Annotated in this window: 17 protein-coding genes; 6 read left to right on the top strand and 11 right to left on the bottom strand. The window is 39.8% G+C overall.

All coding sequences use genetic code 11. From position 1 onward, the window contains the following. Positions 1 to 112: 112 nt before the first annotated feature. The 3 genes from L4F92_RS05550 (at position 113) to yccS (ending at position 3,483) form a co-directional block, all read left to right on the top strand. Positions 113 to 772, top strand: a complete 660-nt coding sequence (locus L4F92_RS05550; protein WP_250350283.1) for a curli polymerization inhibitor CsgI-related protein — start codon at positions 113 to 115, stop codon at positions 770 to 772. A gap of 61 nt (positions 773 to 833) precedes the next feature. Continuing rightward, on the top strand, positions 834 to 1,292 hold the full coding sequence (mgsA, locus tag L4F92_RS05545; protein ID WP_250362977.1) for a methylglyoxal synthase: 459 nt from the start codon (positions 834 to 836) through the stop codon (positions 1,290 to 1,292). A 37-nt stretch (positions 1,293 to 1,329) separates the two neighbouring features. After that, positions 1,330 to 3,483 carry a YccS family putative transporter gene (gene yccS / locus L4F92_RS05540; RefSeq protein WP_250351693.1) on the top strand — a complete coding sequence of 718 codons (2,154 nt, stop codon included), beginning with the start codon at positions 1,330 to 1,332 and terminating at the stop codon, positions 3,481 to 3,483. Positions 3,484 to 3,550: 67 nt separating this feature from the next. Here yccS and cspD read toward each other — a convergent pair whose 3' ends face one another. After that, the gene (cspD, locus tag L4F92_RS05535) at positions 3,551 to 3,760 is read right to left on the bottom strand and encodes a cold shock domain-containing protein CspD (RefSeq protein ID WP_103852945.1); all 210 of its coding nucleotides are present in this window, start codon (positions 3,758 to 3,760) and stop codon (positions 3,551 to 3,553) included. A 240-nt stretch (positions 3,761 to 4,000) separates the two neighbouring features. Further along, positions 4,001 to 4,168: a YoaH family protein gene (locus L4F92_RS05530; RefSeq protein WP_250362976.1), complete on the bottom strand. Its 168-nt coding sequence runs from the start codon at positions 4,166 to 4,168 to the stop codon at positions 4,001 to 4,003. A gap of 76 nt (positions 4,169 to 4,244) precedes the next feature. On the opposite strand from L4F92_RS05530, the gene L4F92_RS05525 reads away from it, so the two are divergent. Further along, positions 4,245 to 5,249, top strand: coding sequence for an ornithine carbamoyltransferase (locus tag L4F92_RS05525; RefSeq protein WP_250364516.1), 1,005 nt, complete (start codon positions 4,245 to 4,247; stop codon positions 5,247 to 5,249). A 55-nt stretch (positions 5,250 to 5,304) separates the two neighbouring features. Here L4F92_RS05525 and folC read toward each other — a convergent pair whose 3' ends face one another. The 4 genes from folC to L4F92_RS05505 all read right to left on the bottom strand — a co-directional run bounded on the left by folC (position 5,305) and on the right by L4F92_RS05505 (position 9,186). Continuing rightward, complete coding sequence (gene folC / locus L4F92_RS05520; protein WP_250364515.1) at positions 5,305 to 6,663, bottom strand: bifunctional tetrahydrofolate synthase/dihydrofolate synthase; 1,359 nt, start codon at positions 6,661 to 6,663, stop codon at positions 5,305 to 5,307. Continuing rightward, entirely contained in the window at positions 6,656 to 7,555 is a 900-nt protein-coding gene (accD, locus tag L4F92_RS05515; protein ID WP_250364514.1) for an acetyl-CoA carboxylase, carboxyltransferase subunit beta, read from the bottom strand. The genes folC and accD overlap by 8 nt, the downstream gene beginning before the upstream one ends. A gap of 73 nt (positions 7,556 to 7,628) precedes the next feature. After that, positions 7,629 to 8,420: a tRNA pseudouridine(38-40) synthase TruA gene (truA, locus tag L4F92_RS05510; protein WP_250350289.1), complete on the bottom strand. Its 792-nt coding sequence runs from the start codon at positions 8,418 to 8,420 to the stop codon at positions 7,629 to 7,631. Between the two features lies 1 nt (position 8,421). Continuing rightward, a complete protein-coding gene (locus tag L4F92_RS05505; RefSeq protein ID WP_250364513.1) occupies positions 8,422 to 9,186 on the bottom strand; it encodes a glycosyltransferase family A protein in 765 nt (254 codons plus the stop codon). A 111-nt stretch (positions 9,187 to 9,297) separates the two neighbouring features. Here L4F92_RS05505 and L4F92_RS05500 point away from each other — a divergent pair, with 111 nt between their 5' ends. Continuing rightward, positions 9,298 to 10,140, top strand: coding sequence for a patatin-like phospholipase family protein (locus L4F92_RS05500; RefSeq protein WP_250364512.1), 843 nt, complete (start codon positions 9,298 to 9,300; stop codon positions 10,138 to 10,140). 19 nt (positions 10,141 to 10,159) lie between these two features. Here L4F92_RS05500 and smrB read toward each other — a convergent pair whose 3' ends face one another. The 5 genes from smrB to yfbV form a co-directional block, all read right to left on the bottom strand. Continuing rightward, positions 10,160 to 10,663 carry an endonuclease SmrB gene (gene smrB, locus L4F92_RS05495; protein WP_250351694.1) on the bottom strand — a complete coding sequence of 168 codons (504 nt, stop codon included), beginning with the start codon at positions 10,661 to 10,663 and terminating at the stop codon, positions 10,160 to 10,162. Positions 10,664 to 10,944: 281 nt separating this feature from the next. Then, positions 10,945 to 11,517 carry a UbiX family flavin prenyltransferase gene (locus L4F92_RS05490; RefSeq protein ID WP_250364511.1) on the bottom strand — a complete coding sequence of 191 codons (573 nt, stop codon included), beginning with the start codon at positions 11,515 to 11,517 and terminating at the stop codon, positions 10,945 to 10,947. Continuing rightward, positions 11,517 to 13,028: an amidophosphoribosyltransferase gene (purF, locus tag L4F92_RS05485; protein ID WP_250350293.1), complete on the bottom strand. Its 1,512-nt coding sequence runs from the start codon at positions 13,026 to 13,028 to the stop codon at positions 11,517 to 11,519. Before purF ends, L4F92_RS05490 begins: the two co-directional genes overlap by 1 nt. A 12-nt stretch (positions 13,029 to 13,040) precedes the next feature. Further along, positions 13,041 to 13,541 carry a CvpA family protein gene (locus L4F92_RS05480; protein WP_250350294.1) on the bottom strand — a complete coding sequence of 167 codons (501 nt, stop codon included), beginning with the start codon at positions 13,539 to 13,541 and terminating at the stop codon, positions 13,041 to 13,043. 164 nt (positions 13,542 to 13,705) lie between these two features. Further along, complete coding sequence (gene yfbV, locus L4F92_RS05475; protein ID WP_250364510.1) at positions 13,706 to 14,146, bottom strand: terminus macrodomain insulation protein YfbV; 441 nt, start codon at positions 14,144 to 14,146, stop codon at positions 13,706 to 13,708. Between the two features lie 257 nt (positions 14,147 to 14,403). Between yfbV and L4F92_RS05470 the strand changes: the two genes are divergently transcribed. Then, complete coding sequence (locus L4F92_RS05470) at positions 14,404 to 15,606, top strand: acetate kinase (RefSeq protein ID WP_250350296.1); 1,203 nt, start codon at positions 14,404 to 14,406, stop codon at positions 15,604 to 15,606. Positions 15,607 to 15,667: the final 61 nt, after the last annotated feature.

The following is a 15,667-nucleotide window of genomic DNA, read 5'->3' as shown; positions in this document are numbered from 1 at the left end:
ATAAAATTTTTTATTTTCATTTTTGCCAAATTAGCATAGCATAGCCAAGTCCACTTTAAATGATTAAAGTGAATCAAAATAAAACATTATCCCTTATATGAAAGGAGCGAATATGAAATTTCGTTTTGCTGCATTAGCTACCGCAGCGTTATTCACTAGTACAGCAAGTTTTGCTGGTATGGTAACCAGTTCATCTAATGTTGATTTTTTAGCCATTGACGGACAAAAGGCGAGTAAATCTCTTTTAAAATCAACAAATTCTTTTAAAGCTAATGATACACAACCCCATCAAGTTGTGGTGCGTGTAAGTGAAGTGGTGAGATCGGGTGGTTCTGATCGGGCATTATTTGAATCCAATCCAATCATCGTCACTTTCCAAGGGACAGCAGAAGACGTTGTGATTTCTGCCCCACACCTTGAAGATGAGCGTGAAACTGAAGCTTATAATAAAAACCCTGTTGTTAGCGTAAAAACTGTTTCTGGAAAAAATGTGCCATTTAAACAGGATCTATTAAAACAGGAAGGTTTCTTACCCGGTTTAAATCTCATTGACAATCTTTCTGAGTACAACGCTTCAGGTGCGGTTGCTTCGGTATCTTCTTTTGCCACAACAGCAATGCCAGCAGCACTGCCTTCTGCAGCAAAAGCACAAAAAGGTAAAATTACCGTACAAGGTGAAAATGTGGTGGAACAGCAATTACAATATTGGTTCCAACAAGCAGATAAAGAAACGCAAACACGTTTCTTAAATTGGGCAAAAAAACAAAAATAATCGTAAATTATTATTGAGAAAAAGTGGGCTTTACGCTCACTTTTTGCTATCTGGAGGAAAAATGCAAAATACCACGCGCCAGCTTGCAGAAAATAAACATATTGCTTTGGTTGCCCACGATCACTGTAAACAAGATTTAATAAATTGGTGTAAAAAGCACCGCACTTTACTTTCTGCTCATATTCTTTATGGCACAGGGACAACGGGCAATTTAATCCAAGCAGAAACTGCTCTTCCCATCACACCATTGTTAAGCGGTCCTATGGGCGGGGATCAACAGCTTGGTGCATTAATTGCAGAACAGAAAATTGATGTGCTGATTTTCTTTTGGGATCCAATGAATGCCGTGCCGCACGATCCTGATGTCAAAGCCTTAATGCGTATTGCTACGGTGTGGAATATTCCTGTTGCAATGAATATCGCCAGTGCTGACTTTTTGGTGCAAAGTCAATTATTTAACCAAACTGTTGATATTCAAGTGCCAGATTATGCCAATTATCTCAAAGCGCGGTTAAAATAAATCTCGCGTTAATGCAATTTAGGGTATAAAAATGACAATCAATAACTGGCTAAATGCCAAAGTTATCGCAACCATTCCTGTTTTTATTGCAGTAAACATTGCTGCTTTTTCCGTTTGGTTATTTGATATTTCACAGCAAAGTATGCCTTTGGTGCTAGGCATTATTGCTGGCGGTTTAGCAGATTTAGACAATCGTTTAACTGGGCGGCTGAAAAATATTTTCTATACCCTACTTGCCTTTTCGGTATCCACATTGAGCGTTCAACTCACGTTGGGTAATGGGGTGGCATTTACTCTGTTGATGACAGTCATCACCTTTATTTTTACGATGATCGGTGCGGTGGGACAACGTTACAATACGATTTCTTTTGGTACGCTGGTGGTTGCCCTTTACACCACCCTCACCTATCAACCTGAAACCCTGTGGTATCTCAATTCCTTATTAATTTTATTAGGTACATTGCTATATAGCATTACCGCGATTATCGTTTATCTTTTTTTTCCTAACCGCCCAGTGCAAGATGCGGTGGCGAAATCTTTTTTAGCATTAGCTGAATATTTAGAAGCAAAATCCTTATTTTTTGATCCCGATGATATTGATCAACTCGAAAGCAAGCAAATTACCCTTGCGATGAAAAATAGCCAACTGATTAATGCCTTTAATGCTTGCCGTACTGCGCTGTTTTACCGTATTCGCGGGCAATATCGCCACACGCGTACGACACAGATGATCAATTATTATTTTGCAGCACAAGATATTCACGAACGCGCTAATTCTAGTTATTTTAATTATCAAGTCTTAGCGCAGCAGCTTAAAAATACGGATTTAATCTTTCGTATTCAACGCCTTTTAGAGTTGCAAGCTCAAGCGTGCCGTGATTTTGCACAAAGCCTGCAACAAAATAGCCATTATCGCTATAACCCTCGTTTAGAACGTGCAATAGCTGGCGTAAATCAATCTTTTGAGCATTATGCGCAGCAGCATCAAGATGATACGCAAAATACCGCGATCAAAACCCTAATTAATAATTTACAAGGGGTGGACTGGCAGCTACGCCATTTAGGGCAAGCCCCTGAATCTTCTGAAACACATCACCGCTGGGTGAAAATTCACGATGATAGCGATGTAACAGGGCTAAAAAATATTTGGCTCACCATTCGTAGCCATTTAAGTTTTGATTCACAGCTTTTCCGCCACGCAGTCAGATTGTCGATTGTGGTTTTTGTATGCTGTACCATCGTAGAATTTTTACAGCTTTCACGCGGTTACTGGATTTTGCTCACGGCTGTCTTTGTTTGCCAACCGAATTATGCCGCCACGAAATTACGCTTAAAACAACGCATTATTGGGACTATTCTCGGGGTAATTATTGGATCATTATTACCTTATGCCCACCCGACCTTAGCCTTACAGATGGGCTTGGTGGTAGCAACCAGTACGTTATTTTTCTTTTTCCGCAGTAATAATTACAGCTTTTCCACGTTTTTCATTACCTTACAGGTACTTATTAGCTTTAATATAATTGGCTTTGATATTCACTCTGCCCTTTATTCTCGCTTAATTGATACCTTAGCAGGCGCTTTTATTGCTTGGATTGCGGTTTCCTATTTATGGCCTGATTGGAAGTATCTACAACTTAGCCAAGTGATTCACAAAGCCATTCAAAGTGATGGCAAATATTTGTTGTATATCATCAGCCAACTTCAATTTGGTAAATGTGATAACTTGCAATATCGCATTGCACGCCGAAAAGCGCACGAATATGCCACCGCGCTTAGCGCGACGATGTCTAATATGAATAGTGATCCAGAAAAATACAAAGATCACTTACAAGAAGGCTTTGAAATGTTAAAACTCAATTATTCCTTATTAAGCTATATTTCTGCCCTTGGTGCTTACCGCAAACATATTAAGCAAATTCAGCAAAATATTGATTTTATGGCAGAATATTATCCTATTGCGAAAAAACTGATCTACGCATTAGAGCATATTGAATCCTTATCGCAGCCTGTGTTTGATAAGCTGCAAAAAAACATTCATCAATCCTTGCAACAACTAAATGAGCAACAAGGAGAAAAACTGAGCCAATCTGAAGTGGGCATTCCAATTCAACAACTCAATATGATAAGCCAAATCTTGCCGCATATTTATGTGATTTTTCATAATAGAAAATACGCACAAGCACATTAAAATAGAACAGAAAAAAGGCAAAGTGCTAAACTTTGCCTTTTTCTTAAAGGATATGAACTTACTTTATCTATTCTACAACTGGGACGATTTTGGTTGCGTGCGAGCCTTTATCACCGTGTACCGCTTCAAAATTGACTTTTTGCCCAGCTTTTAAAGAACGATAACCCTCCATTTCAATCACAGAATAATGCGCAAAAATATCTGCATCATTCCCTTCTGCTGAAATAAATCCAAACCCTTTTGCGTTATTGAACCATTTAACAACACCAACTTCCATAATAAACATTTCACCTCTAAATGGATTTTCTATCTCTGATAGAATTTTGAAAACCAATAAAGCACTCGCCTTATTCCCTAATTTTTCGAGTAAATATTCAAATAAATTTCTCTTTTTCGCAAGAACCAATCTTCTAAAATCAAACAGAGATCACAAAATTTCTTTATATATGTGTTGCTTACACAGTTCAGCAAATAAAAAATTACTCCAAAAATTTTTATTTAGGTATGAAATTATTCCTTAACAGGAATGGTTTTCTGCGTTTTGTTGGTGCTGTTCGCGTAGTGCTTTGGCGACAATCGTAATTGCCTCACCACTACTTATGCCTTGTTCCATTAATGCCTGAATTTTTTCCACCGCTTCTTGCTGTTGTTCGTGCGTTAAACTTAATAATGCGTGATCTAACATAATTTACCTTTATTCGCTTAAAAGAAATCAGTAATATACCAACAAAATTCGCAAACACAACATAAGAGGAAAAATTATGCCCTTTAACTTAAAAAACCGTCATTTACTGAGCCTTGTACACCACACCCCACAAGAAATTCAATTTTTACTGCAACTTGCCAAAGACTTAAAACACGCGAAATACGCAGGCACAGAGCAGCCTAAATTAAAAGGCAAAAACATTGCCTTAATTTTTGAAAAAACCTCTACCCGCACACGCTGTGCCTTTGAAGTGGCGGCTTATGATCAAGGTGCAAATGTAACCTATATTGATCCCAATTCTTCGCAAATTGGACATAAGGAAAGTATGAAAGACACCGCGCGTGTATTGGGGCGAATGTATGATGCCATTGAATACCGTGGTTTTAAACAAGCCGTTGTGAATGAACTGGCAGAATATGCTGGCGTGCCTGTGTTTAATGGGCTAACCGATGAATTTCACCCAACCCAAATGCTGGCGGACGTACTTACAATGATGGAACATTGTGATAAGCCATTGTCTGAAATTCGCTATGTGTATATCGGTGATGCACGTAACAATATGGGCAATTCCTTATTATTAATCGGGGCAAAATTAGGAATGGACGTGCGCATTTGCGCCCCAAAAGCCTTGCAGCCAGAAGCAGAATTCGTGGCAATGTGCCAAGAATTCGCACAGCAAACAGGGGCAAAAATCACCATTACAGAAGAGATTGATCTTGCCATTAAAGGCGTTGATTTCGTTCATACTGATGTCTGGGTATCAATGGGTGAACCGCTTGAAAGCTGGGGTGAACGCATTGAGTTACTCTTGCCTTATCAAGTTACCCCACTCCTAATGCAACGCAGTGGTAACCCTAAAGTGAAATTTATGCACTGCCTGCCAGCTTTTCATAATTGCGAAACCGAAGTAGGTAAAAAAATCGCCGAAAAATACCCGCACTTAGCAAACGGTATTGAAGTAACGGAAGAGGTGTTTGAATCACCAATGAACATCGCCTTTGATCAAGCAGAAAACCGTATGCACACCATTAAAGCGGTAATGGTCGCATCGTTAGCATAACAGCTTACCAACCTTTATCGCTTACCATAAAAAATGCCCTCCATCGGGCATTTTTTTATGCGAGTAATGCTAATAACTGCCCTACGGTATAAAATGAGCCAAACACGAGCAGCACATCATTTTCTTGCGAATTTTGCACCGCACTTTGTAATGCCTGTGTCATTGATATTTCTGCAGACGCATTGATTTTTTTTCCTTGCGATAAAGCAAGCTGGTTCAATTGTGCCAGTAACTCATCGCTGCGCTGTCCTCGTGCAACGGATAAACTCACGCAATGCCATTCATCTATAATATCAAGCAAGGGGGAAAAGACACCTTGTGCATCTTTGTCTTTCAAAATACCACAAACGGCGAGAATACGTTGTGTCGGTTTTTTAAGTGCAGTGAGTTTTTCCGCTAAATATTTTGCTGCGTGCGGATTATGCCCGACATCAACGATTACCTGTGGCAATGTTTTTTCGTTACAATGTAACAGCTTAGCCAAGCCTTGTCGTTGCTTACTCTCTAAAGACTGAAAACGTCCCGCAAGTTGTACATTTTGTAACGCTTCACGAATATGCTGTTCTGCAATGTGAAACGGCAAATAAGGTAACACCGCTAAAGCCGTGGCGGCATTAGCAAGAGGAATGTGCGGAAAAGGCAGATTTTCCAACCGCACTTTTTTGTTTTCACTTTCTTGATTATGATAGTGTTCACGTTGCCATTGCCAGCTTTGCGCAGTTTGGCTAAACGTCCAATCTACCCCACGACGGCTTAACTGGCAATGTTGCTTTTGTGCTTGTTCCAACATTGTGTTTGGCACATTAGGCTCACCAATAATGGCAGGTTTATTAGCACGAAAAATCCCTGCTTTTTCAAACGCAATTTGCTCACGGGTGTTGCCAAGAAAATCAGTGTGATCAATATCAATACTCGTAATCACCGCAATATCGCTATCTACAATATTGGTCGCATCTAATCGACCGCCTAGCCCAACCTCTAAAATAGCGACATCTAGCTTAGCTTGTTTAAATAAATATAACGCCGATAAGGTGCTGTATTCAAAATAAGTTAAAGATTGCGTTTTATTCTGCTCAATAAAAGCAAAAGAGGCACTATGTTGCTCATCGGGTAATTCCTGATTTTGAATGCGAACACGCTCGTTGTAGCGAATTAAATGCGGTGAAGAATACACGCCGACGCGATAACCTGCGTTCAGCAAAATCTGCTCTAACAGGCGACAAGTTGTGCCTTTGCCATTTGTCCCACCAACGGTGATCACAAAAGGGGCGGGATTAAGCAAATCAAGTTGTTGTGCAACGGATTTAATGCGCTCAAGACCTAAATCAATGGCTTTAAAATGGCTTTGTTCTAAATAAGAAAGCCACTGAGACAAAGGCGAAGTGGCTGTTAAAGATAACTTAAAATTATTCATTCTCAGGAAGGTTTTCTACTAATTCAGCTTGCACAAAAGGAGAAGGCTTATTAGAAAGTTTCCCCAACAAACTCGCAAGGGTTTCACGCATATCGCCGCGTTTTACGATCATATCAATCGCCCCTTTTTCTAATAAAAACTCACTGCGTTGAAAACCTTCTGGCAGTTTTTCACGCACAGTCTGCTCAATCACACGCGGACCTGCAAAGCCAATTAAGGCTTTTGGTTCAGCAATATTAATATCGCCAAGCATTGCAAAACTTGCTGAGACACCGCCTAGCGTTGGATCTGTTAGTACAGAAATAAACGGCACGCCCTTTTCACGCATTCTTGCTAATACGGCACTGGTTTTGGCCATTTGCATAAGGGAAATCAAGGCTTCTTGCATACGCGCACCACCACTGGCAGAAAAACACACAAAAGGACAATTATCCTCAATGGCTTTTTCCGCTGCTTGTACAAATTTTGCCCCAACCACAGCCCCCATTGAGCCGCCCATAAAGCTAAAGTTAGACGCGGCAGTAACCACAGGCATCCCATATAATGTCCCTGCCATAGCAATGAGCGCATCTTTTTCACCTGTTTCTTTTTGTGCTGCGGTTAAGCGATCTTTATATTTTTTTAAGTCTTTGAATTTTAAAATATCTTTTGGTTCAAGATCGGCTGCAATTTCCACCGCACTTTCTTTATCTAACAATGCCAATAAACGGGTACGCGCATCAATACGCATATGGTGTCCACATTTTGGACAAACTTCTAAATTACGCGTTAATTCATCGCGATATAATACTTGTTCGCAAGAAGTACATTTTGTCCAAACGCCTTCTGGCACATTCGCCTTACGCGTATTTGATGCCGTATTCTTACTAAAAATTCGATCAATCCAGCTCATTTTAACCCTTTCTATTAACAAAAAATTCCGCTTATTAGACCATAATTTATTATAATATTCTAGCTTTTAAACATTATAACTGATCCGACAAATAAAGTGGTCCAAGCGCATTTTGAGGAATAGCAAATGATTCGGGATAATGAACTTGCACTAAATAAAGCCCTTCAGGTTTTGCGGTGGGCGCTGCCAGTTTGCGATCTTTCTGCGCCAGCAACCAACCTATCCATTCCACAGGCTGACGCCCTGCCCCGACTTCCATTAGACTTCCTACGATATTTCGTACCATATGATGCACAAAGGCATTCGCCTGAATATCCACAATAATGTATTTTCCTTGTCTGACCACATTTAAATGATGCACATTTCGCCACGGCGTATGCGATTGGCATTGTGCGGCACGGAAAGAAGAAAAATCATTTTCACCTAATAATGCTTGCCCAGCTTGGTGCATTAATCGGTGATCCAAAGGTTGATGATAATGCGTTACGCCTTCTGGTAAAATTGCGGAACGCAGTTTATTGTTATAAATCACATAGCGATAACGACGTGCAGTGGCACTAAAACGTGCGTGGAAATCATCATCGACCTGTTTTGCCCAAGAGACCGCAATATCATCAGGCAAATTGGCATTCACCCCAAAGCTCCACGCACTTTCTGCACGAATGGCATTGGTTTCAAAATGCACCACCTGCCCCGTTGCGTGAACACCTGAATCCGTCCTTCCCGCACAGAAAATTTGACATTCTTCATTCGCCACAAAAGAAATGGCTTTTTCCAACTGCTCTTGCACGCTCGTTACACGCTCTTGCCGTTGCCAGCCAAAATAATTCTTGCCGTTATATTCAATACCTAGGGCAATTTTCATTCTATATTAATCCTTTTAATTTATGTTTTGTACTTTGCCAAGGGAAAGGGGAAGGATAATTGTTTGCCATTATATCATTCCCCTGTAGAAAGAATTTTGCTTTTACCGAATCTATTCGATTTCCTAATCGATAATTTACAGTATATTCTCCAGTACAACATATTTTATATGATTGTTGAAGTAAACTTTGAGATAATAGCCTGTCCATAAAAGGGTGATAAAATATCTCTCCAAATTGCAAAGCCAAATGACGCGGTAAGAAGTAACAATTTGTATCAATTAAATGATACCCTCCCACACTAAGCCAAACCCCTAAAGATTCACAATTATCCTGACAAATAAAATCCCCAGTTTGGGCAACGATATTACGTAATGCATAAGCCCAAAAATTAGCATTCTTTTCCTGTTGCAGGATGGAAGCAAAATATGCTATATGTTCGGGAGAGAACCAATTATCCTCATCAAGAAAGCATATCCAATCTCCCTTCGCTAAGAACAAGCCCATACCGTAAGAAGGATGCCCTAAAAGTGTATGCCCCCCGATATCTAAGGTTCTAGTACCAATATTATAGGGCAACTGCACTATATCAAGATGAGCATAATGGCGATAATGAGATAAAATCTCCATTGCTTTAGGTGCCTGTCCATCAACCATAATTAAATGTTGAATATAAGGATAACTCTGCTGTGCCACGGATTGAATTGCCTGGTTCAGATGAATATTGCCCGTAGTTGGTGTGATTACTGTAATTAATGGAAAATTCATTAAATCTCCTAAAAAATGCAATTTCGTCCATTATAAAGTAAATAAAAAAATATTTTTATCCAATAATCATAAAATGCTATGATCAAAAAATTTTGAACAATTGGAGTAAGAATGAAAGTGGGATTAGTGTTAGAAGGCGGTGCAATGCGTGGAATGTTCACTGCTGGCGTGCTTGATGTGTTTCTTAACGAAAATGTACATGTTGACGGCATAGTGAGCGTATCAGCAGGCGCATTATTTGGCGTGAATTATCCTTCTAAGCAAGCAGGGCGTGTCATTCGCTATAACCTAAAATATTTAAATGACAAACGCTATCTCGGCTTAACTAGCTTAGTGACCACAGGCAATATTGTGAACAAGGATTTTGCCTTTTATCAACTGCCGTTTACGCTTGATCCCTTTGATAATGACACCTTCAAGCAAGCGAATACTGATTTCTATGCCACGCTAACCAATATTGAAACAGGGCAAGCAGAATATGTAAAAATCACCGATCCTTTTGCTCAAATGGAAACCTTACGCGCCACTTCTGCAATGCCCTTTGTTTCACAATATGTTGAAATAAATGGCAAAAAATATTTAGATGGGGGCATTGCTGATAGCATTCCTTTAGATTTTTGCCAAAGGTTGGGCTACGACAAAATCATCGTCATTTTGACCCGCACTTTAGATTATCGCAAAAAACCTTCGGCAAAATGGCTGATTAGTGGGTTCTACCGTCACTATCCCCGCTTGGCTGAAAAACTTATCCAACGCGCTGATGCGTATAATCAACAAATTGAGAATATTATTAAGTTAGAGAAGGCGGGAAAAATTTTCGTCATTCGCCCATCACAAGATCTGAAAATTAAGCGTATCGAAAAAGATCCACAAAAAATTCAAGCGATGTATGAATTAGGGCTGAATGAAGCTGAAAAACAAATGGATAATCTTAGAGGCTATCTTAACGCATAGCGTGCTTGCGAGGAGAACACTATACATCAAGCAAAATTAAAATTGCGGCTTCCCCACCCCATTCTTTCGGCGCTTGGTGTAACGCGCGAACTCGCGGGTGCTGCACAAGCCAACGAGGGATTTGGCGTTTCAACGTATAAGTGCCATAGCCTGTCATAATGCTTGCACAATAGATATGCTCTTTTTCACAGGCTTGAATTAGCGCCGCGAGTTCCAATTTTGCTTTTTCTCGCGTTAAACCGTGCAAATCTAAAAATAATTCAGGTGAAAAATCACCACGACGTAATTGTTTCAGCAGATAAGTGTCTTCCCCTTCTCGCAAATACTTCACTGCGCCCTCTTCATTTAATAAAGGCTCATAATCATCAGAGAAAAAGAATAATGTATCTTCTGTTTCGCGTTGTTCCCGTTGTGCCTGTTTTTGTTTCGTTTGTCTATACATTGGCACGATTTCATTTTGTGTTAATGGTTTGACCCCGCGTATTGCATCACGAAATAATGCTTTTTCTTCATCATTTATCATATTCATTGCTATAAACTTCTTAGTATTACCCTATGTTATCGGTAGCCGAGTTTCACATTTACAAAACCATATTTGCTATACGATATATGCAGCCCTGATATTGCATTAAAATATCACAAACGCTTTTATTGCCACATATTTAATTAAAACTTTGTTCTCAGTTTTTTTAACGCAAGCCTTTGCTTTAAGCAGCAATAACCATAGTAAAAAGCCCTATATTATTCAATAGGGCTAAAGGATTTTCAATGGGATGCTCAAGAGAGAAAATCGCCCTATTACGCTTATTCTCCCCAACGCTGAAATAAATCTTGCTCAAGCGTAATACCAAATTGATCGCAAAGACGATTGATACTCTGATTGATAATATCATCAATACTTTCAGGGCGATGATAAAAGGCTGGCATTAAAGGCATTATGGTTGCCCCAATTTCTGCTGCTTGGGTCATTAAGCGTAAATGGCCTAAATGTAACGGCGTTTCTCGCACGCAAAGAAACAACGGCTTACGTTCTTTTAAACAAACATCTGCCGCACGAGTGATGAGATCATCGGTGTAACTGTGTGCAATACCTGACAAGGTTTTAATTGAACAAGGCAGAATCACCATTCCCAATGTGCGGTAAGATCCCGAAGAAATGGCGGCGCCAATATCGCGAATATCATAAGTTTTATCGGCCAAAGCACGTACTTGTTGAATGCTATAATCGGTTTCGGCACTCAAAGTTTGCTTGGCGGCGTTGCTGATAATTAGATGGGTTTCAAGCTCAGGAACGTTTTGCAACACGCTCAATAGACGTATGGCATAAATCGCTCCTGAAGCACCCGTTATGGCAATAATTAAACGTTGTTTGGTCATTAGCTCTCGTTGTGCATTTCAAGATTAGTGGCGTCTTTCTCACGCTTTTTCTTGGCACTATCATTGCGTAAATCGGCAATATGATCAAGATATTCTGGTGTAATGTCGCCTGTTACATAATGCCCTGTGAACACAGAACAATCAAAATCTTTAATTGCTGGATTTTCTTGTTGGACAGATTGGGTTAGCGCATCAAGATCTTGGAAAATCAATTTATCCACGCCAATCAGTGCCGCAATTTCGTCCACTTCTCGTTGATAAGCAATGAGTTCGTGTTTTGTTGGCATATCAATGCCGTACACATTAGGATAACGAATTTCTGGTGCGGCTGAGGCGAAGTAGATTTTTTTCGCCCCTGCAGCACGCGCCATATCAACAATTTGCTCTGATGTTGTACCACGTACAATCGAATCATCTACTAATAGCACGTTCTTGCCTTTGAATTCAGAAGAAATGGTATTGAGTTTACGCCGCACTGCACTCACTCGCTGAGTTTGCCCGGGCATAATAAAAGTGCGTCCTACATAGCGATTTTTTACAAAGCCCTGACGATAAGGCTTATTCAAAATATGGGCAATTTGTAAGGCAATATCATTTGACGTTTCTGGTACGGGGATCACCACGTCAATGTCTAACGTTTTCCATTCACGCGCAATTTTTTCGCCCAGATATTTACCCATATGCACACGCGCAGCATAAACAGAAACCCCATCAATATTGGAATCTGGACGGGCAAAATAGACGTATTCAAAAATACACGGCGTCAATTTTGGATTATCCGCACATTGCTGTGCATAAAATTTGCCGTCAAAGGTGATATAAACCGCTTCTCCCGGCTGAATATCACGTACAAATTCAAAACCAACCACATCAAGTGCGGTACTTTCTGAGGCAAAAATGTATTCTGTTTTGCCATTTTCTTCACGTTTTCCTAGCACTAAAGGACGAATCCCATTCGGATCACGAAACGCAACCATTCCGTGTCCGATAATCATTGCCACACAAGCATAAGCACCACGAATATCATTATGTGTTGCTTTAATCGCGTGAAAAATATCTTCGGGCGAAAGGTGTTGGGTATAAATATGATCAAGATGATAGGCTAGGATATTAAGCAAAATTTCTGAATCTGAATTGGTATTCACGTGGCGGCGAGCGCGTTCGTATAAGGTCTTTTTCAGTTGTTCAGAGTTCGTTAAATTACCGTTATGAACAAGGCTTAAGCCATAAGGTGAGTTTACATAAAAAGGCTGCGCCTCAGAAACACTGGAACTGCCCGCAGTCGGATAACGAACGTGCCCAATGCCAGCATTGCCTTGCAAACGTAGCATATGTACTTGCTGGAAAACATCACTTACCAGCCCATTTGCCTTACGTAAACGGAAGCGATTTTCATCATCAATAGTGACAATTCCTGCTGCATCTTGCCCTCGGTGTTGAAGAACCGTTAAGGCATTATAAATTGCTTCATTGACAGGGCTTGTCCCCACTATACCGACAATACCACACATTCGTGTTATCCCCTATTGAGTTAATGTTGAGTTTAATAAACTGGAATTTTCCTGAATTTTTTGAAAGAACCATTCCACAATAAAGCCAAAGTGCGGGATTAATTTTGATTCTTTCCACACATCACTTTGACTAAAGTTAGTAAAGGTATCGACAAAGAATAAGAGTGCCGCAACAATCAATACCCCACGTAATAAGCCAAAACAGCCACCTAATACACGATCTGTGCCAGACAACCCGGTTTTATCTACCAGTTGGCTAATTAAATAATTCACAATTGCCCCAATGATTAAAGTGGCAATAAATAAGATGGCAATGGCTACGCCATTACGAATATAGCCTGATTCAATTTGAGTTAAAAAGTTGGCAACATAAGGATAAAAATGATTTGCGACCAAAAAAGCGACAACCCAGCTTGCAAGGGACATCACCTCACGCACGAAACCACGCAAAAGGCTGACAATAATAGAAAAAGCAATAATTCCGATAATAATAAAATCTAAATAATTGTTCACGAAAATAATCTCTACAATAGATAGGATATTTATGACCGCGCTATTCTAGCAAAAAACGAAAACGTTTGCGTAGCATTATTTGCAGTTTTTTATCCTAAAGGTTAAAAAGTGCCGTACTATATCACTCGCTTTTAGCGGGATCAACAAAGCACATATTAAGAGCATTATAAGGATTGCCAAACGTCTGCGGGCAATTTTTGTGCTGCCTTTTTTAGTACGAATGCGAGATCTTGATAAGTCGGTTTCTCTGGTATCTTGACACCACTTCCGACTTTTTCTAACTGCTGACAAATTTGCAAAAATTGCACCGCACTTTGTTGAGGCAATGGTGTTTTCGCACGCTTGCCGAGCCAATAAAGCCCTTGCAAAGGTAAACACAAAGAAAAAAGTGCTGTTAATATTGTTGCCGCCAGCGCCACCATATCCCCTTTGGCGTACATTTGTTGCCACACCAATGCAAACACTGCCAAAAATGGCATCAACTTTTGTGAAAACTGAGTGGCTTTAATTACGCGATTTTCGGGGAAAATCATTCCCAATTTAGGCATTAATGGCCAAGTGTCGAGATATTGTTGTCCTTGTTGAAGTGCGGTGAAAAATTTCATTGTTTTCCTTGTTATGCTGAACGGTAATCAATTTGGGCATTATAGCCCATTCTTTTCCTTTCTCTTGGGTTTATTTTTTATAAAAAAATTTTAATTTTTAATCATTTTTTTGATAAATATCGTATTTTTTCTGCCTTGAGAATTTATTTTATTGAGTGAACAGTGTATCCTATGCAAGATCTAACGACTTTTATATGTCGCTCCGTTTAGGCTATTTTAGACGGATTCCTTTTAACTTAATTAAAGATAGGTTACTTATGTCTCAAAAATTAGTTCTCGTACTTAACTGCGGTAGTTCATCACTTAAATTTTCAATTTTAGATCCGGTAACGGGTGAAGAAAAATTATCTGGTTTAGCAGAAGCATTCCATTTACCCGATGCACGTATTAAGTGGAAATTACACGGTGAAAAAGGCAATGCCGAATTAGGTGCTGGTGCGGCACACAGTGAAGCGCTTGCATTTATTGTGAACAATATTTTCCCACTCGATCCATCATTAAAAGATGAAATTGTAGCAATTGGTCATCGTATTGTTCACGGTGGTGAAAAATTCACTTCTTCTGTTGTCATCAATGATGAAGTGATTCAAGGTATTAAAGACGCGATCCAATTTGCACCATTACACAACCCAGCTCACTTAATTGGTATTGAAGAAGCGTTCAAAATGTTCCCGCACTTAAAAGATAAAAACGTGGCGGTTTTTGATACAGCATTCCATACAACAATGCCTGAAGAAGCTTATCTTTATGCAATTCCTTATTCTTTATATAAAGAGCACGGTGTTCGCCGCTATGGGGCGCACGGTACAAGCCATTACTATGTAAGCCAGCAAGCCGCTGAGCGTTTAAATGTGCCAGCGGATCAAGTTAATGTGATCACTTGTCACTTAGGTAACGGTGCCTCTGTAGCTGCCGTTCGTCACGGTAAATGTATTGATACGTCAATGGGCTTAACCCCATTAGAAGGCTTAGTGATGGGGACACGTTCTGGTGATTTAGATCCCGCAATCATTTTCTACCTACACGACAATCTAGGTATGAGCGTTGAGGAAATCAACACTCTATTAACCAAAAAATCAGGGTTATTAGGTTTAACAGAAGTCACCAGCGACTGTCGTTATGCCGAAGACAACTATGATGCAGAAGCCGCAGCAAAACGTGCATTAGATGTATTCTGTTACCGTTTAGCAAAATATATCGGTTCATATATGGCTGTGATTGGTGAGCGTTTAGATGCTATTGTGTTTACTGGCGGTATTGGTGAAAACTCAGGACTTGTTCGTGAAAAAACCTTAGCGCATTTAACACTCTTCGGTTATAAACTAGATAACGCTAAAAATCTTGCTGCTCGTTTTGGTAACGAAGGTGTGATCACCGCAGACAACACGCCTGTTGCAATGGTGATTCCAACAAACGAAGAACTTGTTATTGCACAAGATACTGCAAAACTTTGTATCTAACGTTATAAACAGACTGCCGAATCATTCGGCAGTTTCTTTTTCATTATTTAACCTAAAGGTT

Source organism: Avibacterium sp. 21-595, from assembly GCF_023611905.1.
GTDB lineage: Bacteria > Pseudomonadota > Gammaproteobacteria > Enterobacterales > Pasteurellaceae > Avibacterium.
The sequence above is the reverse complement of the archived record's forward strand: the minus strand, read 5'-3'. Positions and strand labels throughout refer to the sequence as shown.